The organism is Frankia sp. BMG5.60, assembly GCF_059428125.1.
In genome coordinates this window covers 2,687,996-2,709,064 of record NZ_CM182091.1, presented here as the reverse complement: position 1 = coordinate 2,709,064, position 21,069 = coordinate 2,687,996, and the positions used below count along the sequence as shown (strand labels likewise).

Here is a 21,069-nt window from a genome sequence, read left to right as displayed (position 1 = left end):
GAACGCGCCCATGCCAGCCGCCGGAACCGCCGCCGGGGCGACTGCCCGCACGCGGCGGCGCCTCACCTAAGCATACGAGGCTACCTCGATTTCTAACAACGATGTCACCTGACGCCGGGTGTGGGCAGGCCCCGTTTGCGGGTGTACGTCCACGGCGTGATCCCGGTCGTGTCGGAACCCGCCGTACATCTCATGTGCGAAGTTAGATGTTTCATCGCTCATTGAACCTCAGATTCGGACACGGGGCAGCCGATGCGCCGGGGGCCGGCCGGAACGGCCGTCACCTGCTGCCCGGTCCGCTTCTGGCCGCTGGTGAAGGGGCCGTCGGGCCGCCGCGGTGCGCGGACACACCCGCCGGACGCCGGGCCGGCGCCGAGGGTGATCCCGTGGACCCGTCGGTTGCGATGTCCTCGGCGCTCGCCGCAGCGGCGGTCGCCGCGGGCGACCAGGGGACGCCGGGTGGCTCGCGGCGGCTCGCGACCGAGGCGGGTCTGACGGCGCCGTCACCAATCCGCAGGGGTGGTGGTCGCCGGCCGTCACTGCTCGGAGTCGGCCGCCGCGGGGTCGTCACCGTCCGGGAGACGGAGCCGCGGGGTGGCGGCGGTGCCCGGCTCATCCCCGCGTCCGGCCAGCCGCGGCAGGCGCGGCGTGCTCGGACCGATCACCGGGCCGAGGAAGAGGTCGCAGCGCAGCGCCCGCAGCGTGTCCAACTGGGAGGCCGTCCCGATGTCGCCGGCCATCGCCCGGATGCCGAGCTCGTGGGCGAAGTGCATGAGGGCACCCGAGGCGGCGTGGCGCACCGGGCTGCGGTCGACGCCGTCGACGAACGTTCCGTTGAGCCGGATGTAGCCGAAGGGCACCCGGTTCATGGCGGCGGCCATCGTCCGGGCCGACCCGTAGTCGTCGACGCAGAGGTCGACTCCCAGCCGCCGCAGCTCGCCGAAGGCGGCCGCCAGCGCCATCTCGTCGTCGACGACCTCCCGCTCGGTGATCTGGAGGCACAGCCGGTAGCGGAGGTCCGCGCCGGTGGCGGCCAGCAGCACGTCCAGCTCGGGAATGAACCGCGCTTCGACGAGGCAGCGACTGGAGATGGTCACGGTCAGCAGTGGTGGCGGCGCGCCGCCAGTGCGCTCGTCCGCCCACCCGGCGGCGGCCCGGCAGGCCCGGCCCACGGCCCAGCGGTCGATCGGCACCCGCAGGCCGACGTGCGCGGGATCGGGCAGGAACTGCACGGGCGGCACCAGACCCCGGCGCGGATGTCGCCAGTGCGGCAGCGCCTCCGCGCCGGCCACCTCCCGGTCGATGTCCTGGATCGGCTGGTAGCGCATGACCAGCTCGTCGGCGGACACGGCCCGGCGCAGCTCGTCGTTCTCGGTGATCTGGGCCATCAGCCGGGTGCGCATCACCTCGTCGAACGCCAGCCGCCGCCCCGGCCCGCGGCGTTTCGCGGCGTACATCGCGATGTCGGCGGCGTTGAGCAGATCCTCGCCGTCTGCGGTGTCCGGCCCGGACAGGGCGATGCCGACGCTGGCCGACAGCAGGACGGTGCGTTCGCGCAGCATGCAGGGCGTGTCCAGGGTGGCGAGCACCCGGTCGGCGATCGCCTCGATGGCGGCGGGGGAGTCGACGTCCTCGCAGAGCACGGCGAACTCGTCGCCGGAGAGCCGCCCGACGACGTCGGCGGGCCGCACGGCGTGCTCGAGCCGGTCCGCCGTCAGCCGCAGCAGGTGGTCGCCGGCCTGGTGGCCCAGGGTGTCGTTGACCGTCTTGAAGCCGTCGAGGTCGATGAACAGCACGCCGATGCGGGTCCCGTCCCCCCGCGCCCGCCGCAGCGCCCGGTCCAGCCGGTCGAGCAGCGCCGTCCGGTTGGGCAGCCCGGTGAGTCCGTCGTGCAGGGACTGACGGCGGATCTCGTCCTCCATCCGGAAGCGCATCGCCGCCGCTCCCAGCACGGCGCCGACCGAGCGGACGAACTGCACATCCTGCTCGCTGAACGCCGGTGCGGGTGGGAAGCGGCTCACCTCGATGACCGCCGATGGCCGATCACCTCGGCCGGTCGCGATGACGAGCTCGTGAGTGCCCGTGACGGTCCCGGAGGGGGGCTGCGGCGGGCACCATGCGCCGTCGGTCCCGCCGCCGGCTCGGGTCAGGTCGGCGGCGGATCCGGTGGTGTGGGGGGATCTTGTGGTGTGCGGGGATCCGGTGGTGCGGGGGGATGCGGTGTCGTGGGGGGATGCGGTGGCGGGGAAGACGTCGGCGAGGGTGCGGGTGCGCCGGCCGGTGTCGTCGAGTTCGTGGATCCGGACGGTTCCAGCCGCGAGATGTTCGGCGAGAATCCGGGCGGCCCGGGTCCACATCGAGGCGGCGTCGAGGCTCTCCAGCGCCTGCTGGCCCAGGTCGGCGACCATGGCCTGCTCGACCGAGCGGGTCCGCAGGGTGGCCAGCGCCTGCTGGTGTTCGGTGACGTCCGTCGCGACGCAGGTCAGGTAGCTCACCTCGCCCTCGGGTCCCTCGATCGGCATGAGATGCAGGTCGAAGCAGCGGCCGAACGCCTCGATGACGGTGTGCAGGGGACGCCCGTTGAGCGCGGCCTGCAGCAGGCCGAGGGCGTCGGGCAGGTCCGCGAAGAGCGTGAACACCGAGACGTCGGGATGCTCGGCGAGACGCGACAGCGTCGCGTCCATGAGGCCCTCACTGGCGAGCACGAACCCCGACCGGTCCACCAGGAACATCGACACCGGCGTGTTGTCCAGGATGAGGCGCAGCCGGTCGTTCGCGGTGATCTCGTCGGAGACGTCCTGGAGCTGGCTGAGGATCTCCCGTCCCGCCGGTCCGGGCACCGTCGCCGAGGTGACGAGGACGTGCACGGTGCTGTGGTCCGGGCGCCACAGGCGGACCAGCCGCCGGGACGGCGGGTCGTGCCGGCCGGGCCGGTGGATCTCCTCGTGCCACAGCGCGCGCTCCTCGGGCACGGTGACGTCCTGCCAGTACGTGCCGACCAGCTCCTCCTCGGAACGCCCGAGCAGGTCGCAGGCCGCCGCGTTGGCACGGCGCAGCCGGCCGGTGCGAAGATCCGTCACGGTCACGGCGAGGTTCAGGAGCTCGAAGAGGTCCGGACGCTCCTGTACCAAGACTCCTCACCCACCCCGTGCGGCCCGACCCACCCCGTGCGGCCCGGTCTTGTCCATACCCGGGCGGCCGCGCCCCATGCGGTGCCGGCACCAGCGAATGGTGACGGAAAGTAGTCTCCTGGTCCGGAGTGGGCGGGAGGCGGTCGTGGCGTCAGCGGGCGTCGACCGGCGCCCGCACGCCGGCCAGGCAGTAGGCGGCGACCTCCTCCGCCCGCGACGACCGCTCGTGGCGACCCCAGAGCACGTCCTGCACGGCGCCGGACAGCGTGATGGCGAGCAGCCGCGCCTTGTCCCGCGGGTGCTCCACGCCCATCTCGGCCAGCGGGCCGGCCGCCAGCCCGGCGATCATGTCCAGCGAGGCCCGGGCGGCGCTGCCGGCGATGTCCCGCGATCGCTCCGACTGTGCCAGCACGGCCCGTGTCGCCGCGCCGATGACGGGGTCCGTCGCCTGGCGGAGGAAGCCCGCGATCATCGCCCGGAGCCGGCCTTCCGGGGAGGTCTCCCGGTCCATCAGGTGCCGCAGGTAGGACTCGGCCCGCCGCATCCCGTCCTCCACGATCGCGGCGACCAGATCGTCCTTGCTGGCGAAGTACCGGTAGAACGCCCTGTTGGACAACCCCGCGGCCGCGACGATGTCCGCGACGCGCACCGCCTCCGACGTGCCGCGGTCGATCAGCAGGGTGAGTCCCATGTCGAGCAGCCGCCGCACCTGCGCCTGCGCGACCTCGTCGGGCTGGCCGAGCGGGCCGGTCCGGTCGACCGGGGCGGACTGTGCAGCGACGGCCGAGTCAGCCATCGGTCTCACCCATCGGTCTCACCCATCGATCTCGGCCACCCGACTCGGCCGTCCGTCCCAGCCGCCGATCTCAGTCATCGACGTTGGTGCCGACGCTGGTGCCGTCGCCGGTGTCATCGCCGGCCGTCATCTCCAGGACGACCTTGCCGATCGCCTGCCGCGCGGCGACGTGGGTCAGGGCGGCACCGGTGGCGGCCAGCGGGAAGCGCGCGCCGATGAGCGGGGCGACCCGGCCGGTGCCGAGCAGCTCGGCGAGCTCGGCCCGGTCCCGCGCCGCGAGCTCCGGCTCGAACCGGGGGAAGGTGCGCAGCTCGAAGCCGCGCACGATCATACCCTTCAACAGCAGCAGGTTGAGGGGGATGCGGGGGATCTCCCCGCTGGCGTAGCCGACGGTGACGAACCGCCCGCCCCAGCCCAGGGTGCGCAGCGCCGCCTCGGCGAAGCGTCCGCCGACGGGGTCGATGACCACGTCCGCGCCGCCGGCCGCCGCCCGGATCGCGTCGCGTAACGGCGTGCGCTCGTAGTCGATCAGGTGCTCGGCGCCGCGCTCCTTGCAGGCCGCGAGCTTCTCCGGGCTGGACGCCGCGGCGATCACCCGCGCGCCGAGCAGCGCGCCCAGCTCCACCGTCGCGAGCCCGACGCCGCCGGCGGCGCCCAGCACGACCAGCCGCTCCCCGGGCGCGATGTCCGCGATCGAGCGCAGCGCGTGGTAGGCGGTGAGGTGGCAGACCCAGCTCGCCGCGGCGGTGGCGAGATCCACCCCGGCCGGCACCGGGATGAGCGACTCCGCCGGGGCGGCGACGTACTCGGCGAACGCGCCGCTCATCGTCGCGCCGGCCACCCGGTCACCGACCCGGACGCCCGTCACCTGCGGCCCGACGCCGACGACGACCCCCGCGAACTCGCTGCCGGGGGTGAACGGCGGCGGTACCGGCACCTGGTAACGGCCCGCGGCGATGAGCACGTCCGGCAGGTTCACCGCCGCCGCGTGCACCCTGATCAACGCCTCGCCCGGCCCCGGCTCGGGCCTGGGCGCCGGCTCGGTCGTGATCTCGTCCGGCGTGCCCAGTCGATGGCAGACCGCGGCTCGCATCATCGCGATTCCCACGCGGACAGTATGTCAGGTCACATCCCGAGAATCACGTTCCGCGAAGATCCTCCGCCCTGCGGTCCGGTCCCACGGCCCAGGGCCGGCGTGATTGAGTGGTCGGGTGGACGACGAGCGGATCTACGCCCAGGTCAGCGCCCTCGTGGCCGAGGAGCACGAGCTGCGGGGCCGTCGCGCCCGCGGCGAGATCGACGCCGAGACCGAGCACGAGCGCCTCGAACGCCTGGAGCAGGCGCTGGACCAGTGCTGGGACCTGCTGCGCCGCCGCCGCGCCCGGCGCGACGCCGGCCAGGACCCGCAGGGCGCCGAGCCGGGCAGCGTCTCCCAGGTCGAGCATTACCTGCAGTAGGACGGCGGAGCCTTTCAGCGGGGGGCGGCCGGGCCTGGAGTGGGACGGCCGGCCCGGAGTAGGACGGCCGGGCCTGGAGCGGGGCGGTCGGCCTGGAGTGGGGAGCGGATGGATCTGCAGCTTGCGGGCCGGGTCGTGCTGGTGACCGGCGGCTCGGACGGCCTCGGCGCCGCCCTGGTGCGGATGCTGGCCGCCGAGGGGGCCAAGGTGGCCTTCTGTGGCCGGAACGAGGCGCGGCTGCGGTCGGTCGCCGAGGCGGCGGGCGGTGCTGGCGGGGAGGTCCTGCCGGTGGTCGCCGACGTCCGCGAACCGGCCGACCTCGAGCGGTTCGTCGCCGCCGCCACCGACCGGTGGGACGCCGTCCACGCCCTGGTCAACAACGCCGGGGCCAGCTCCGCGGGGCCGTTCGAGGGCCAGAGCGACGAGGCCTGGCAGGGCGACTTCGACCTGAAGTTGCACGCGGCGGTCCGGGCATCCCGGCTCGTCCTGCCGCACCTGCGCCGGGCGGGCGGCGGGAGCATCGTGAACTCGCTGTCGATCAGCGCCCGCGCGCCGGGCGCGGGCTCCATGCCGACGTCGGTGACCCGGGCCGCCGGCCTCGCGCTCACCAAGGCCCTGTCCAAGGAGTTCGGCCCGGACAACGTGCGGGTCAACGCCGTACTCATCGGCCTGGTCGAGAGCGGTCAGTGGGACCGGGCCGCGGCCGCGCAGGGCATCGGGGTCGACGAGCTCTACACGCGGATGGGTCGCGACTCCGGCATCCCGCTGGGCCGGGTGGGCGGCGCCCAGGAGTTCGCCGACCTCGTCGCCTTCCTGGTCTCCGCGCGGGCCGCCTACATCACCGGCACAGCCGTCAACCTCGACGGCGGCCTGAGCCCGGTGGCCTGACAGCCCGAAAGGTGACCTTCCCGTGGCCCGTTTCCTGTTCGCCACCACTCCCGGCGTGGGCCACACCGCCCCGGCGTACCCGGTCGCCAGAACCCTGGTGGGGCGTGGCCACAGCGTCCGGTGGTACGCCGGTTCGGCTTTCGCCGACGCCATCACGGCCACCGGCGCCACCTTTCACCCCATCGGCGAGCACCACAACGACTTCAGCGTCCTCGACCTGAACGAGCGGTTCCCCGGCCACCAGAAACGGACCGGACTGCGCAAGCTCCAGTTCGAGATGGTCCACGGATTCGCCCTTCCCATGCTCGGACACGTCCGGGACCTGCACGCCCTGCTCGAGCTGGAATCCGCGGACGTCATCGTCGGCGACACCGCCTTCATCGCCGCGGCGCTGATCCAGGAACTCGGCGGCCCGGCGTTCGCCGGTTTCGGCATCACCGTGCTCGGCTTCCCGAGCCGGGAGCTGGCGCCCTTCGGCCTCGGGCTGGCCCCGTCCGCCGGCCTGGTCGGACGGCTGCGCAACCGCGCGCTCGACCAGCTCATGCGCCGGGTCGTGTTCCGGCCGATGACCGCCGCGGTCAATGATGTCCGCGGGCAGCTCGGCCTGCCGCCCACCGCCCAGATGGTGTTCGAGTATCCGCTGGTCTGTCAGATGTACCTGCAGTTCAGCCCGCCCAGCTTCGAGTATCCCGTCCCGGATCTGCCGCCCCAGGTGCGCTTCGTCGGGCCGCCGCGCCCGTTGGCCGACCCGACCTGGCAGCCGCCGGCCTGGTGGCACGAACTGACGGCGGGCCGCCGGGTCGTGCTGGTCAACCAGGGCACCGTCGCGACCGACGCGGACCAACTGATCCGCCCCGCGCTGGACGCGCTCGCCGGCGAGGACATCCTGGTGGTCGCCGTGACCGGCGGCGGCGACCCGGCCGAGCTCGGGACGCTGCCGGGCAACGCCCGGGTCGAACGCTTCATCCCCTTCGACGAGCTTCTGCCGCACGTCGACGTCTTCCTCACCAACGGCGGCTATGGCGGGACGCAGCTCGCGCTCTCTCACGGCGTGCCGATCGTCGGCGCCGGCCGCAGCGAGGACAAGAACGAGGTCAACGCCCGGGTGGCCTGGTCCGGCGTGGGCATCGACCTGCGTACCCAGACGCCGACCGCGGAGCAGATCCGTACGGCGGTCCGTCAGGTGCTGGCCGACCCCCGCTACGCGACGCAGGCGCGCCGCCTGCAGGCCGAGATCGCGCGCGCCGGCCGCGAGCAGAAGGCCGCAGACCTGCTGGAGCAGCTCGCGGACGCCACCGGCGCGGGCCAGGCGGCTCCTCCACTCCCGGTTCAGAATTCAAGTTTGGCGCCGAAAACTTGAAATCTTGGTGGACGAATTCAAGTCTGCTTGGACTGCGGCGGGCTGTCGGGCGGGCCCTCGGGTGGGCTGTCGGTGTCGGTGTCGGAGGGGGCTTCGAGGGGGAGGCGGACCTGGAAGCGGGTATCGCCAGGGGCGGAGGTGACCCGCAGGTCGCCGTGGTGCTTCTTCACCACGATCCGCCAGGAGATGTCAAGGCCGAGGCCGGTGCCCTCGCCGACCGCCTTCGTCGTGAAGAACGGTTCGAAGATCCGGTCCCGGATGGCGGGGTCGATGCCGGGGCCGGTGTCGCCGATCTCGACGACGCCGAAGTCGTGGTCCGCGAAGGTCCGCACCGTCAGCGTGCCGCGGTGATCCATCGCGGCGACGGCGTTGTCGATCAGGTTCGTCCAGACCTGGTTGAGCTCGGCGGCGTAGGCGGGGATCGCCGGCAGGGACCGGTCGTAGTCCCGGCGGATCTCGACGTCGTCGCCGATCTTGCGTCCCAGCATGATCAGGGTGCTGTCGAGCAGCTCGTGGATGTCGACGGTCTGGTACGGCGCCCGGTCCATCTGCGAGTACTGCTTGGCGGCGGTGACCAGAGTCGAGATCCGGGTGGTGGAGTCCTCGATCTCCCGCATGAGCAGTTCGCTTTCGACCGTGTAGGTCAGCCAGCGCACGGCGCCGTCGAGCACGCCCGACGGCACCGAGTCGGCCACATGGTCGAGCCAGGCGACGTCCAGGCCGGCCTGCACGAAGATCGGCGCGACGTCCCAGGCGTCGCCGATGTCGCGTTCGTCCAGCCAGTCGCCGATGAGGTCCTCGCGGTCCGAGACCTCGATCGGGGTGAGCGTCGGTGCCTTCGCCACCCGCTCCACCGCCTCTTCCTGCAGGCGGATGAGCACCTCCAGCTCGGTGCGCTCGTACGGACCGGCGGCGATCATGCCGAGCTTGTGTCGCATGCCGGCGACCCGCTCGCGCAGCGCCGAGGTGGCCCGCACGGCCGCGGCCGCCGGGTTGTTCAGCTCGTGGGTCAGCCCCGCGGACAGCGAGCCCAGCGCGAGCAGCCGCTCCCGCTGGCCGACCACCTGCTGGGTGTTCTGCATGCCGAAGAACAGGCCCTCGAGCATGTGCAGGGCCATCGGGAACCACTCGCGCATCACGGTGGCCACGTCGTCGGCGTCGAGGACGAAGAACCGGCTGGGCATGGTCACCCGCATCGAGTTCTTGTAGAGCTGGGGCACCCGGTCGCCGAGGTAGGCGTGCCAGGCGCCGGCGTACACCCCCCGTTGGGAGGAGCGCACGACCTCGACGTCGTCCGCGCCCACCCGGGTGGACATCACCAGCGCGCCGGAGATGAGCACGTAGAAGCAGCTCGCCGGCGCGCCCTCGCTGTAGACCGGGCCGGGTTCGAGCAGTTCGGCGTGCCCGCGTTCGCACAGCCAGTGGAGCTGGTCGTCGGTGAGCTTCTCGAACAGGAACAGGGTGCGCAGCTCGTCGACGTCGCAGGGAACCGGTGTCATCGCTTCTCCAGGTAACGGTGGACGAGCGCGATGGCCATGGCGCCCTCGCCGACCGCCGAGGCCACCCGCTTCACCGACTCCGCGCGGGCGTCGCCGGCGACGAAGACCCCGGGCACCGACGTCTCCAGGTGGTAGGGGTCGCGGTCGAGCGACCAGCCCGGCGGGCGGCGGCCGTCGACGACGAGATCCGGCCCGGCCAGGACGAACCCGCGCTCGTCGCGGGTCAGCACGCCGTCGAGCCAGCCCGTGCGCGGCGCCGCGCCGATGAAGATGAACAGCCACTGGGTGTCGACCGTCTCGGTCTCGCCGCTGGAGTTGTCGCGCAGCGTGAGCCGTTCGAGGTGGCCGTCGCCCTCCGCCGAGATGATCTCGGTGCAGGTCCGCACGGTGATCGCCGGGACCCCGGCGATCTGCTGGATCAGGTAGTGGGACATCGACGCCTCCAGCGACGACCCGCGCACCACCATGCTGACCCGCCGGGCGTGCCGGGCGAAGTGCATCGCCGCCTGGCCGGCGGAGTTCGCCCCCCCGACGATGTAGACGTCCTGCCCGGCGCAGGACGGCGCCTCGGTGAGCGCGGAGCCGTAGAACACCCCGCGGCCGGTGAACTCGTCCAGGCCGGGGGCGGTGAGCTGCCGGTAGGACACGCCGGTGGCGAGGACGACGGCGTGCGCGGAGATCTGCCGGCCGTCGTCGAAGTGGACCGTGCGCGCCGGGCCGCAGACCTCCAGCGCGACGGCGTCGCGGGCGGTGAGGACCTCCGCGCCGAACTTGATCGCCTGCCGGCGGGCCCGGTCGGTGAGCTGGGCGCCGGACACGCCGTCCGGGAAGCCCAGGTAGTTCTCGATCCGCGAGCTCTGGCCGGCCTGCCCGCCGGTGGCCGTGCGTTCGACGAGGACGGTGCGCAGCCCCTCCGAGGCCGCGTACACCGCCGAGCCCAGGCCCGCCGGGCCGCCGCCGATCACCACGACGTCGTAGAAGTCCTCGGCGGGGGAGGTGGTCAGCCCGACCCGGCCGGCGAGCTCGGCGTCGGTGGGATCGGTCAGCGTCACTCCGTCGGGAGTGATGACGACCGGCAGCGTGTCGGGGGACGCCTCGGCCGCGGCCAGCAGCCGCGCGCCCTCCGGCTCCTCGGACAGGTACCAGCGATACGGCACCTGGTTGCGGGCGAGGAAGTCACGTACCTCGTAGGAACGCGCCGACCAGCGGTGACCGACCACGCGGGTCTCGGTGACGGGGGTGTGGTCGGCGGCGAGCCAGGCGTCGAGCAGGCCGTCGACGACCGGGTAGAGCTTCTCCTGCGGCGGGTCCCACGGCTTGAGCAGATAGTGGTCGAGATCGACGATGTTGATGGCGTCGATCGCCGCGGTGGTGTCGGCGTACGCCGTCAGCAGCACGCGGCGCGCCGTCGGGTACAGGTCCATCGCCTGCTCGAGGAACTCGATGCCGTTCATCGCCGGCATCCGGAAGTCCGCGAGCAGCACGGCGACCCGGTCGCCGCGCAGCTTCATCTCCCGCAGCGCGTCGAGCGCCTGCGACCCGGACTCGGCGCGCACGATCCGGTAGCGCTCCCCGTACTGGCGCCGCAGGTCGCGGGCGACCGCGCGGGAGACGCTCGGGTCGTCGTCGACGGTGAGGATCGCCGGCCGGGCCGCCGGCCTCGAACCGGGCGCCGCCGCGGCGCCGGGCGTGGGCGGAGCCGATGCGGACGTCATGGTGCCCCCCGGGGAGATCGGTGGCTGGCGCAGTGCCGGTGGGTCGGTTGCGGAGCGATCGAGCCCGGGTCACGGGCCGGCGGGCGACGGGCGGACGGAACAGGACCGCGTTCCTGGTGGAGGTCGATCGGCCGAACGAGTCGCCCGCGCCGGCGGCTGGCCGCTCGCGGGCACGGGATTACCCCTCGGCGAGGAGGCGGGTCCGGTGTCGTCCGGGCACCTCCGCATTCCACCAGTCTAGGGTTTCGCCTGCCGGTGCGTTCGCCCGTGCGGAAATTCGCCGCTTACCGACCGAACCCTCGCGATTTCGGACCGTGGGCAGATCGGGGGTTGCCGTACGACCTCTGAATCGAGAAACCATAGGCCAGCAGCCCCCGCTCGCGGGCGTGCTCGAGATAGTCGGCCTCGGGCCACGGCTGGTCGCGGCCAAGCTGATCATCGTGGGCCAGCACCGTACCCGGCGGCGTCACGTCGCCGTGGCGGGCGCGCAGGAGGCGGACGAACAGTGCCGGGGTGTCCGGTCCCTCGTGGATCGTCGCCCGGGTCTCCAGCCCCAGCCAGTGCGGGTGCGGGCCGAAGACGAACAGCGAGCAATGCGGACTGCGGCGCAGGTTCTTCGTCCTTGCCAGTGCCGGGGAACCGGTTGCAAAGATCTCCCCGTCGAGAACAGCGAGTTCGATCCGCGCCATGTGCGCCGCGCCGTCGGCACGCTGCGTGATCATCGCCGCATCCGGGAATCGGGCGGCGAACGTCGCCGCCTGTACGTCGGTCATGGTCGTCCTCCTCGTCGTCGGTTCGCCTCCGGCGTGCGACGATCGTGCAGGTTCAAGCCGACAGGCCTGCGGCCTGCTCGAACACATCCTCGACCACCACCGCGACACCCCGCCGGACGGCTGCCAGCACTACGAGGCACTCCTGGGGGCCGGCGCCATGCCCAGCGATTCCTGAGGTGTGCGGTCCGCTGGGAGGCGGACGACCGCCCCCCGCACCTGTCCCGCGTCGGGGTGTCGGACGGTCGGGGTGTCGGGCAGATGTCCCCGGCTGATCGGCACATCCGTCCGGCCTCGTTCGTACCGTGGTCTGATGATCCGGACAGCGACGGCGGGTAGATGGCCGCTTGCCGTGATGGGCGTCGCGATCGCGGCGGCGGTTCTGTCGGTGGCCGTGGCGGTGCTGCCCGACCGTCCCGGCGTCGCCGCCGGCCCGGTCGGCGGTGCGCCGCCACTGCGGCTGGCCGCGGGCCCGGCCGGCCAGGCGGCCGGCGGCGCGTGCCCGGCGTCCACCGGCCACGTTCCGCTGCCCGGCGGGGTGCACGTTCTCGTACACGACGGGATGCGGCGCTCCTACCGGTTGGCGGTGCCGGCGAACTACGACGGGCGGTTGTCCTATCCCGTCGTGTTCGACTTCCACGGTTTCAAGGCGGACGCGGCGCTGGAGGAACAGCGGTCGCGGATGGGCGTCGTCGGCGCCGGGCGCGGCTTCGTCGTGGTGACCCCGGACGCGCTCGGCACGCCGCGCAGATGGAACACCCTGAGTGAACCGGGCAGGGCCGACGATGTCGGCTTCGTCGTCGCCCTGCTGACCGACCTCGCGTCCCGGTTCTGCGTCGACGGCCGGCGGGTGTACGCCACCGGGCATTCCAACGGCGCCGAGTTCGCTGCCGCGCTGGCCTGCCGGTCCGCCCGGTTCGCCGCGGTGGCCATGGTCTCGTCCACCTACGAGACCCGCTGCCCCGCCGGTCGTGCGCCGTCGACGATGGCCGTGCACGGCACCGCCGACCCGTCGGTGCCCTACGGCGGCGGCGTGGTGGCGGGCTCGTCGACCCGCGTGTCCGCGGCTTCGGACGTGGTCCGCGGCTACGCCGAGCGCTACGGCTGCGATCCGACGGCGCTGACCACCCAGCCCGCCCCCGGGGTCGTCGCCCGCCGCTACGGCGGCTGCGCGGACGGCGGCGAGGTGCTGTTCGACACGGTCGTCGGCGGCACCCACCTGTGGCCGGCGAGCCCGGAGGCCCGCCGCGACCCGCGCGACTCACCCGCGGGGCGGACCTTCGACGCCACCGGCGCCATCCTCGACTTCTTCACCGCCCACCGCGCCGCTCCACCCGCCTGACGGCGACCTCGGCCCCACCGCATGAGCCGGCCCCACCGCATGAGCCGGCCCCACCGCATGAGCCGGCCCCACCGCACGAGCCGGCGCCCTCGGCTGGTCCGGACGTCATCAGCGGCCGCTGGTCGCGCCGGCGTCCGGCGGCTCGATCTGCGGTGGCCGGCGGAAGGAAAGGCGTTCCTCGGCCACGCGCACTGTGAGGTTCGCCCACACCGCGGTGAGCAGGTCGCCGGTCGGAACCAGGCCGAGGCGAACCAGGACCATCCCCGCGACGACCACGACCGTCACCACGGCGGCCCCGTGCATCGCGAGGACTGCCGGATGGCGTGCCCGTGTCCCGCGCGTCTGGGTGCAGGCCAGCCCGATCGTCATGGACATCGTGACGATGAGCAGCAGTTCGGGCATCATGGCGAGGTCCTTCCGTGTCCGCGGCCGAGGTGAGGTCGTCTCGGTCCGACGCGTCGAGCGCCGTGCGATTCTTTTCTCGTGCGAAAACCGCTCGCGAGAAAGAAAGAACGAGGCTCGCCCGGCTGACCTCCAGGTCATCACAGATTATTTTTCGAGCTGGCTGCGAAAATTTTTCGCTGTGAGAATCCTGTGAAAATCCCGGATTTTCGCGGAGGGTGGCGGTGGTGTTGGGACCCGGCAGCAAGGGCTCGGTGCGGCGGGCCAGACGCGGCGCGCCCCCGAAGACGAGCAGCGATCCGCAGGTGAGCCCCGCTGTGCGGGCCCTGGTGGAGCGGCTGGACGAGCTGATCAGCTCAGCGCACGGTTCGCGCACGAACCTCTTCTCGCACGTTCGGGAGGTCCAGCCGGAGCTCTCGCTGGCCACGCTGGACGACAAGAAGCTGTCCCGGCAGTTCCGGGGGCGTCCGCCCTATGCCCGGGGCCCGGAGTGGCCCTACGTGCGGGACGTCGCGCATGCCTGCCTCCCCGCGGACGAGGTGGCGGAGGAGGTGGCCCACCTGGCCGGGTTGTGGCGGGCGGCCCGCGGGGGTAGCCCGCCACCGAGGTATCGCGGTCACATCCGGGATGTCCGGGTGCCCACCCCGCTCGAGGAGATCGACGACCTGACCGATGTCCGCCAGCAGAACGCTCGGTATCGGATGACCCTCGAACAGCTCGGCCACGAGCTTCGCGATGCGGCCCGGGGTGAGCAGGAGGCGGTCCGCCGCTGCGACCAGCTCACGGAGGACCGGGACGCCGCCGTCACGGAACTCGCCCGGCTGCGGGCGCGTGCCACGGATCAGAGCCACGAAGCGGTCGAGTTGCAGATGCATCTGTTCCGCGAGCAGGAACGGACCCGGGAGCTGGAGGACCAGGCCCGCCGGCTGGAGGCCGCCGTCGAACGCCTGCTCGACGCCTACGTGCCGACCGAGACGGCCCGAGCGACGATCCGCGCGGCGATCGCCTCCTCCGCGCGTCCGTCCCCCGCTCGCCCGGCGTCCCCCGCTCGCCCGGCACCCCCCGCCTGCCCGGCACCCCCCGCCTGCCCGGCACCCCCCGCGCCTGATCGACCCGGAGACCGGCCGGACTCCGCGATCGGGGCCGCCTCCAGCGGCGGCGGACCACAGCCGGCCGGGCTGGATACCGTACCCCCGGCCCGGGGCGAAACCATCGTCGAACGTGATGCGACGACCACGGCCGCGGTGGCCCAGCATCGGCTGCCGTCGCGCCCGCTGCTGTTCCTGGCAGTGATTCTCGCCGTCCTGGTGCCGGTGTCCGCCGGTGTCTGGCAGGCCGGTCTGCTGCGCGCCGACCACCGGGCGGCCGCCCCCGCCGTCGCGCTGCAGCGGTCCCCGGTCACCGGCTCTGGCCCGGTCGCGGCGGCGCCGATCACCGGCACCGCATACGAGCCGAGCAGTACCTCGGAGCGCTTCGACGTTCTCCCGCCGGCACCGACCGGCGGCGCGGTGACGCTCGTTCCGAGCGGCCCGGTGCGATCCGCCTCGTACTCCGCCGACGGGCGGATGGTGGCGACCGTCGGCACACGGGGAGGACTTGCCGTGTGGGACGTGGCGGAGGGGGGGCGACCCACCCGACTGGGCCAGGTCGACAATGGCCGTGCCCTGAACGTCGCGTTCATCCGCAGCGGCTCTCTGATCACCATCAGTTCGGACTCCGCCTTCCGCCTCTGGGACGTCCGCGATCCCCACCGGCCTCGGGCCGTCAGCCGCCAGGTGACGCCGAGCCCGCCGAACTCACTGGCGATCTCGCCGGACGGGGAGGTCGCCGCGATCGGCGCCGCCAACGACGAGGTGTGGTTGTGGGACATCGCCGACGTGTCCGCGCCCCGTCGGCTCGGCGTGGCGCTGACCGGTCATGCCGGTGCGGTGTCCTCGGTCGCGTTCAGCCCGGACGGGCGGACCCTCGCCAGCGGCTCCACCGACCACACCGTGCGGCTGTGGGACGTCGCCACGCCCGCGCGGCCTCGCCAGGTCGGCGTGGCGCTGACCGGCCATGCCGGTGCGGTGTCCTCGGTCGCGTTCAGCCCGGACGGGCGCACCCTCGCCAGCGGCGCCGACGACACCGTGCGGCTCTGGAACATCGGGGACGCGGCGCATCCACGGGCGCTCGGTGCCCCGCTGGCCATCCGGTCGGGGGCATTGCTCACGCTGGCTTTCGGTCCGGACAACCGCACCCTCGCCACGGGAGGGACGGAGGGATCCGTCGGGTTCTGGGACGTGTCGGATCCTGCCCTGCCTCGTACGCTTGGCGCGTCCCCCGCGCACGGTGGTCCGGTGTTCTCGGTCTCCTTCAGTCCCGACGGACGCATGGTCGCCAGCGCCGGCGGCGACCAGACCCGGCTGTGGACGGTGACCTGACGACCGGCCCGCCCGGGGTCACTGCGGTCGCTCGACGTGGTCCTGGACGGCGAGGAAGCGCCGGATCGCCTCGACGTCCGCCGGAACGATCGGCCTCGCCGCGGCGATCGGGTCCACCGGAGCGATCCGGCCCAGCGAACGGACGGGGGGCGCCGGGCGGTCGACCGTGGAGTGCGACGAGCGGGCGGACGGGGCGGACACGAGGGCGACGTCGATCGGGCGCAGGGGCAGCATCTCGTCGAGGACGAGCTGGCCCGGGCGGCGGTCGCCCTCCCAGCTTCCGTCGGCGTGCTGGATGTACAGCTCGTCCGCGTACACGGCGTAACGCGCGAGGTCGTATCCGGAGCCGCGTGTCGCGGCGTCGGTACGCGTGGCCGCGCGGTTGAGGGCGGCGCGGATGCGGCCGAGGCTGATCCCGGCCCGCCGCAGCGTCCCGATCATCCGGAGTTGGGCCAGGTCACGACCGTCGTCGCGGACCAGACCGGAGCGCCGCCAGCGCGCCACCTGGCGGGGAGTGACCCGGGTGTCGGGCGGCGGCGGGGGGCCGGCTGCGGGCGTTCGCGACGTGGGCTTGTCCCCCGTCATGTCGCCGAATGTAGCCCCACGCGCCCGCCTCGCCGCACCTCGGGGCGGACCTTCGTACGCTGAACGGATGACCGAGCGTCTGTACTTCCGCCAGCTTCTGTCCGGCCGCGACTTCGCCGTCGGCGACCCGGTCGGCACCCAGATGGTCAACTTCGTCTACCTCGTCGGGGACCGGGAGACCGGCGAGGCGATGGTCGTCGACCCCGCCTACAAGGTGGACGACCTGCTCGCCCTGCTTGCCGCCGACGGGATGCGGCTCACCGGCGCGCTCGTCAGCCACTACCACGCCGATCACGTGGGCGGCTCCGCGTTCGGCATCGAGATCGAGGGCATCCGCGAGCTGCTCACCCGCGTTGACGTGCCCATCCACGTCAACCGGGCCGAGGCCGAGTGGGTGCGCCGGGCCACCGAGGTCTCCGCCGCCGACCTCGTCGAGCACGACGACACCGACGTGGTCACGGTCGGGGAGATCCCGATCCAGCTCCTGCACACCCCGGGCCACACCCCCGGCAGCCAGTGCTTCGTCGTCGACAACCGGCTCGTCGCGGGCGACACCCTGTTCCTGGAGGGCTGCGGCCGGATGGACCTGCCCGGCGGCGATGCCGGGCTGATGTACGACAGCCTGCGCCGGCTGGCCGCCCTGCCGGACACCACCACCGTCTTCCCCGGCCACCAGTACTCGCCGCAGTCCTCCGAGGACCTGTCGGTCGTCAAGCGGATGAACCACGTCTTCCGGCCGACGAGCGCCCAGCAGTGGAAGTCGATGCTCGGCCTGGGCTGATCGACGACGCTTTGGAGACCCGCGCATGAGCCCGACGACTCCGGCTTCGACTCCGACCCCGGCTTCGGCCTGGACCCCGGCTTCGGCTTCGGCACCGGTGACCGCCCCGGCGGTCGGCCGGATCCGCACCGTGTGCCTGCAACTCGACTGCCCGGACGGCGAGAGCGCCGCCGACCGGGTGCGAAGGGTGCTGGCCGAACTGCGCCGGACCGACGCCGACCTCGTCGTGCTCCCCGAGCTGTGGGCCACCGGCTACTTTCATTTCGACGCCTACTGGGCGCAGGCGGAGCCGCTGACCGGTCCGACGCTGACCGCGCTGCGGGAGATGGCCCGGGAGCGCCGATTCCACCTGGTCGCCGGCAGCCTGGTGGAGCGGGCCGACGACGGCCGGCTGCACAACACGACCGTTCTGATCGGTCCCGGCGGCGACATCCTGCATACGTATCGAAAGATTCATCTGTTCGGTTACGGGTCCGACGAGGCCAGGCTGCTCACGCCGGGAACGACCGCCGACGCCGTGCGCACCGAGCTCGGCTGCATCGGCCTGGCCACCTGCTACGACCTTCGGTTCCCCGAACTGTTCCGGCTGCTCGGCGACGCCGGTGCCGATCTCGTCGCGGTCGTGTCGGCGTGGCCCGCGGCCCGGCTGGAGCACTGGCGGGTGCTCACCCGGGCCCGCGCGATCGAGAACCAGGTCCACCTCGTCGCCTGCAACGTCGCGGGCCGGCACGCGGGCCGCGACATGGCCGGGGCGAGCGTCGTCGTCGACCCGTGGGGGGTGGTGCTGGCCGAGGGCGGCCAGGGCCCCGCCCGGGTCCGCGCCGAGCTCGACCCGGCCCTCCCGGCCGCCGTCCGCGCCGAGTTCCCGGTGCTCACCCACCGCCGGCTCGACGTCACCGTCGTCGCGGGGACGGAGGGCGACCGGCATTGAATCCCGTCTTCTGCGACCTGGTCGCGGCCCTGGACTCCCCGCCGTTCGGGGGTCACCAGAGCCGGTAGGCGACCTCGCCGTGCTGGGTGGTGTCGAGCCCTTTGGCCTCCTCGTCCGCCGTCACCCGCAGCCGGTGGACCAGCCGCACCGCCCCGGCGATGATCAGCGAGGCGACGAACGAGTAGGCCACCACGGCCGCCACGGCGACGATCTGCTCGCGCAGCAGGCTGCTGCCGCCGCCGTAGAACAACCCGTCCCGGCCGCCGATGTCGCTGCTGCCCAGCAGGCCGATGAGCAGGGCGCCCAGCGCGCCGCCGACGAGGTGTACGGCGCCGACGTCCAGGGCGTCGTCGATGCCGACCTTGCCCTTGATGGCGGTGGCCAGGGCGCAGACGCCGCCGGCGAGCAGGCCGATGACGATCGAGCCGACCGGGGTGACGTACCCGGCCGCGGGGGTGATCGCCACCAGGCCGGCGACGGCGCCGGAGGCGGCGCCGAGCGTGGTGGCCATCCCGTCGCGCAGGCGCTCCACGAGAATCCAGCCCAGCATCGCGCAGGCGGCGGCGGTGTTGGTGTTCACGAACGCGCTGCCCGCCAGCTCGTTGGCGTGCAGCGCGGAGCCGGCGTTGAAGCCGAACCAGCCGAACCACAGCAGGCCCGCGCCGAGCAGGACGAACGGGACGTTGTGCGGGCGGAAGTCGCCGCTGGGCCAGCCACGGCGGGGACCCAGCACGACAGCCACCGCGAGGGCGGCGGCGCCGGCGTTGGCGTGGACGACGGTCCCCCCGGCGAAGTCCTCGGCGCCGTGCTCGTAGAGCCAGCCGGTGGGGGAGAAGACCCAGTGCGCGACCGGGCCGTAGACCAGCACCGACCACAGGGCGATGAACAGCGCGAAGGCGCTGAACCGGAACCGGTCCGCGCTCGCCCCCGTGATGAGCGCCGGCGTGATGATGGCGAACATGAGCTGGAAGCAGACGAACACGACCGGCGGGATGGTCTGACCCGCCGCGCCCGTGTACCCGGCGACCTGGACGTTCATGTGGGCGAGCCCGACGTGGTCGAACCCGCCGACGAACCCGTTCGCCCCGCCGAAGGCCAGGCTGTAGGTCACCAGGACCCACAGCACGCTGACGATGCCCATGCAGAAGAAGTTCTGCATGATCATACTCAGGACGTTCTCGACCCGGACCATCCCCCCGTAGAAGAACGCCAGGCCCGGCGTCATGAGCAGGACGAGGGCGGCGCTGGCCAGCACCCAGGCCGTGTCCCCGGTATCGATCGTCCTGAAGTCGAACGGCATGTCGCTCCTGTCCCTGCGCCGCCGTTGTGCGTTCCCCCGCGGTCCGTGGGCGGGCGTCGGTCCGGCGAAGATGCGTCGTGCGACGAGGGTCGACAGCGGTGCTTTCCGGCTCGTGTCGTGCGGGTATCGGATTGGTAAAGGCCCTGCTTTGGGTGCATATCGTGGCGGTGTTCGTCGGCTGGGTGGCCGCCGGACGGCCCCACCCGCCGCGTGACAGGCTGGCGGCATGTCGAACCAGTCCGCCCGGCCGCCCGATCTGACCGGTCGTGGCGGGGAGTTCCTCGACTTCTGGCGGGAGCGGCACCTGTGCAGCCTGACCACGGTGCGCGCCGACGGCAGCGCGCACGTGGTCGCCGTCGGCGCGACTCTTGACCCGGCGGCCGGGATCGCCCGCGTGATCACCTCCGGCCGCTCCCAGAAGGCGCGGCTGATCGCCGCGGGGCCCGCCGAGGGAACCGCCGTCGCGGTCTGCCAGATCGACGGGCGCCGTTGGTCGACGCTGGAGGGACTGGCCGTGGTGCGGGACGATCCCGCGAGCGTCGCGGAGGCGGAGCGGCGCTACGCGCAGCGTTACCGCGAGCCGCGGGCCAACCCGCTGCGGGTCGTCCTGGAGGTGCGGATCACCCGGGTGCTGGGCAGCGTCTGACCGCCGTGGGCGCGGATGGGCACATCGGGACGGTCGACCTCAACGCCCGCTTCTACCGCCCGGAACGACGCCGATCCTGGGGCCGGTCAGAGTAGTGCCGGTCAGGACGGTGCCGGTCAGGACGGTGCCGGTCAGGACGGTGCCGGTCAGGATGGTGCCGCGCCGATGGCGGCCGCTATCCCGTTCAGCAGCCACTCCAGGCCCTCGGCGAAGCTCTCTCGGGCGTCCTCGCCGACCAGGACGAGGTCCTGGCTGTGGAACTGGGCCAGGTGCGGGTACTGGCCGCCGTCGAGCACGCCGGTCAGATATCGCTGCACCTCCGCCCGGTCGGCGCCGCCGAGATAACCCTGGCGCTCCCGCAGCTCGGCGGTGACGTGACCGAGGGTGTATGTGTCGACGGCGCGCAGCAGCGCGCCCCGCCGGCGGGGCGGCAGCGGCAGAGCGGACACCGCCGCCGCGGACTGCTCGGCGTGGCGCAGCCCGTTCGGGCCGAGGCGAGGATGGCAGGCGAGTGTCTGCAGGACCCAGGGGTGACGCAGGCTGCTGTCCCGGGTGCGGTGGGCGATGGCGCGCAGGGCGTCCCGCCAGTCCGCCGGCAGCGGCCCGGGCACGATCACTTCGGCGGCCACCTGGTCGTTCATGAGCGCGAGCAGGTCGTCCTTGCGGTCGAAGTGGGAGTACAGGCTCATCGGCCGGGCGTCGAGCGCCGCGGCGACACGGCGGATCGAGACCGCCTCGAGCCCCTCGGCGTCGGCCATCGCGACGGCCGCGTCGACGATCGCCTCCCGGGTCAGCCGCGGCCGGCGGCGTTCGGCCGGCCGGGCCCAGACGATCCCGGACGACCCCCCCGCCGGCGCGGGGCGGTCTGCCGCGCCCGCCTCCCCGGCGAGCGTCGGGCTCGTGGGGGTCGGGCTCGTCGGGGTCAGGTTCGTGGGCGTCGGGCCTGCGGGTGCGGCCGGGCGGTGTGCGGGGGCCGGGGGGACGAAGGCCGTCGGTACCGCCGGGAGTCTCTCCGCGCGGGTGTGGTCACCCATACCTCGAGGTTA

General features: G+C 73.1%; 19 protein-coding genes. 9 read left to right on the top strand and 10 right to left on the bottom strand.

Features of this window, described 5'->3' with window-relative positions; all coding sequences use genetic code 11:
• Nucleotides 1-536: 536 nt before the first annotated feature.
• The 3 genes from AC5R91_RS10885 to AC5R91_RS10875 all read right to left on the bottom strand — a co-directional run bounded on the left by AC5R91_RS10885 (nt 537) and on the right by AC5R91_RS10875 (nt 5,020).
• On the bottom strand, nt 537-3,131 hold the full coding sequence (locus tag AC5R91_RS10885) for a sensor domain-containing protein (RefSeq protein WP_495397025.1): 2,595 nt from the start codon (nt 3,129-3,131) through the stop codon (nt 537-539).
• Between the two features lie 151 nt (nt 3,132-3,282).
• A complete protein-coding gene (locus tag AC5R91_RS10880; protein WP_495397024.1) occupies nt 3,283-3,927 on the bottom strand; it encodes a TetR/AcrR family transcriptional regulator in 645 nt (214 codons plus the stop codon).
• Between the two features lie 70 nt (nt 3,928-3,997).
• Nucleotides 3,998-5,020, bottom strand: a complete 1,023-nt coding sequence (locus AC5R91_RS10875; RefSeq protein ID WP_495397939.1) for an NADPH:quinone oxidoreductase family protein — start codon at nt 5,018-5,020, stop codon at nt 3,998-4,000.
• A 118-nt stretch (nt 5,021-5,138) separates the two neighbouring features.
• Here AC5R91_RS10875 and AC5R91_RS10870 point away from each other — a divergent pair, with 118 nt between their 5' ends.
• From AC5R91_RS10870 to AC5R91_RS10860, 3 genes are all read left to right on the top strand, one after another.
• On the top strand, nt 5,139-5,384 hold the full coding sequence (locus tag AC5R91_RS10870) for a DUF2630 family protein (RefSeq protein WP_041939026.1): 246 nt from the start codon (nt 5,139-5,141) through the stop codon (nt 5,382-5,384).
• Nucleotides 5,385-5,492: 108 nt separating this feature from the next.
• The gene (locus AC5R91_RS10865; protein ID WP_495397023.1) at nt 5,493-6,272 is read left to right on the top strand and encodes an SDR family oxidoreductase; all 780 of its coding nucleotides are present in this window, start codon (nt 5,493-5,495) and stop codon (nt 6,270-6,272) included.
• Nucleotides 6,273-6,294: 22 nt separating this feature from the next.
• Nucleotides 6,295-7,632, top strand: coding sequence for a glycosyltransferase (locus AC5R91_RS10860; protein WP_495397022.1), 1,338 nt, complete (start codon nt 6,295-6,297; stop codon nt 7,630-7,632).
• Nucleotides 7,633-7,649: 17 nt separating this feature from the next.
• Here the strand turns inward: AC5R91_RS10860 and AC5R91_RS10855 are convergent, their stop codons facing one another.
• The 3 genes from AC5R91_RS10855 to AC5R91_RS10845 all read right to left on the bottom strand — a co-directional run bounded on the left by AC5R91_RS10855 (nt 7,650) and on the right by AC5R91_RS10845 (nt 11,619).
• Nucleotides 7,650-9,131 (bottom strand): ATP-binding protein, encoded by a 1,482-nt coding sequence (locus AC5R91_RS10855; RefSeq protein ID WP_495397021.1) that lies wholly within the window; start codon nt 9,129-9,131, stop codon nt 7,650-7,652.
• Nucleotides 9,128-10,846 (bottom strand): NAD(P)/FAD-dependent oxidoreductase, encoded by a 1,719-nt coding sequence (locus AC5R91_RS10850; protein ID WP_495397020.1) that lies wholly within the window; start codon nt 10,844-10,846, stop codon nt 9,128-9,130. Before AC5R91_RS10850 ends, AC5R91_RS10855 begins: the two co-directional genes overlap by 4 nt.
• A 284-nt stretch (nt 10,847-11,130) precedes the next feature.
• Nucleotides 11,131-11,619, bottom strand: coding sequence for a pyridoxamine 5'-phosphate oxidase family protein (locus AC5R91_RS10845; RefSeq protein WP_495397019.1), 489 nt, complete (start codon nt 11,617-11,619; stop codon nt 11,131-11,133).
• Here AC5R91_RS10845 and AC5R91_RS10840 point away from each other — a divergent pair.
• Both AC5R91_RS10840 and AC5R91_RS10835 read left to right on the top strand, forming a co-directional pair.
• Nucleotides 11,618-11,794 carry a hypothetical protein gene (locus AC5R91_RS10840; protein ID WP_495397018.1) on the top strand — a complete coding sequence of 59 codons (177 nt, stop codon included), beginning with the start codon at nt 11,618-11,620 and terminating at the stop codon, nt 11,792-11,794. The genes AC5R91_RS10845 and AC5R91_RS10840 overlap by 2 nt on opposite strands.
• A gap of 135 nt (nt 11,795-11,929) precedes the next feature.
• On the top strand, nt 11,930-12,958 hold the full coding sequence (locus tag AC5R91_RS10835) for a CE1 family esterase (protein WP_495397017.1): 1,029 nt from the start codon (nt 11,930-11,932) through the stop codon (nt 12,956-12,958).
• Between the two features lie 108 nt (nt 12,959-13,066).
• On the opposite strand, the gene AC5R91_RS10830 is transcribed toward AC5R91_RS10835, so the two are convergent.
• Nucleotides 13,067-13,363: a hypothetical protein gene (locus AC5R91_RS10830; protein ID WP_495397016.1), complete on the bottom strand. Its 297-nt coding sequence runs from the start codon at nt 13,361-13,363 to the stop codon at nt 13,067-13,069.
• Nucleotides 13,364-13,584: 221 nt separating this feature from the next.
• Here AC5R91_RS10830 and AC5R91_RS10825 point away from each other — a divergent pair, with 221 nt between their 5' ends.
• On the top strand, nt 13,585-15,780 hold the full coding sequence (locus AC5R91_RS10825) for a WD40 repeat domain-containing protein (RefSeq protein ID WP_495397015.1): 2,196 nt from the start codon (nt 13,585-13,587) through the stop codon (nt 15,778-15,780).
• A gap of 18 nt (nt 15,781-15,798) precedes the next feature.
• Here AC5R91_RS10825 and AC5R91_RS10820 read toward each other — a convergent pair whose 3' ends face one another.
• Nucleotides 15,799-16,365, bottom strand: coding sequence for a hypothetical protein (locus AC5R91_RS10820; protein WP_495397014.1), 567 nt, complete (start codon nt 16,363-16,365; stop codon nt 15,799-15,801).
• A 67-nt stretch (nt 16,366-16,432) separates the two neighbouring features.
• Here AC5R91_RS10820 and AC5R91_RS10815 point away from each other — a divergent pair, with 67 nt between their 5' ends.
• Complete coding sequence (locus AC5R91_RS10815; protein ID WP_495397013.1) at nt 16,433-17,146, top strand: MBL fold metallo-hydrolase; 714 nt, start codon at nt 16,433-16,435, stop codon at nt 17,144-17,146.
• Between the two features lie 130 nt (nt 17,147-17,276).
• On the top strand, nt 17,277-18,077 hold the full coding sequence (locus tag AC5R91_RS10810) for a carbon-nitrogen family hydrolase (protein WP_495397938.1): 801 nt from the start codon (nt 17,277-17,279) through the stop codon (nt 18,075-18,077).
• A 52-nt stretch (nt 18,078-18,129) separates the two neighbouring features.
• Here the strand turns inward: AC5R91_RS10810 and AC5R91_RS10805 are convergent, their stop codons facing one another.
• Complete coding sequence (locus AC5R91_RS10805) at nt 18,130-19,377, bottom strand: ammonium transporter (RefSeq protein ID WP_495397012.1); 1,248 nt, start codon at nt 19,375-19,377, stop codon at nt 18,130-18,132.
• 226 nt (nt 19,378-19,603) lie between these two features.
• Here AC5R91_RS10805 and AC5R91_RS10800 point away from each other — a divergent pair, with 226 nt between their 5' ends.
• Nucleotides 19,604-20,023 (top strand): pyridoxamine 5'-phosphate oxidase family protein, encoded by a 420-nt coding sequence (locus AC5R91_RS10800; RefSeq protein ID WP_495397011.1) that lies wholly within the window; start codon nt 19,604-19,606, stop codon nt 20,021-20,023.
• A gap of 146 nt (nt 20,024-20,169) precedes the next feature.
• On the opposite strand, the gene AC5R91_RS10795 is transcribed toward AC5R91_RS10800, so the two are convergent.
• Complete coding sequence (locus tag AC5R91_RS10795; RefSeq protein WP_495397010.1) at nt 20,170-21,057, bottom strand: TetR/AcrR family transcriptional regulator C-terminal domain-containing protein; 888 nt, start codon at nt 21,055-21,057, stop codon at nt 20,170-20,172.
• Nucleotides 21,058-21,069: the final 12 nt, after the last annotated feature.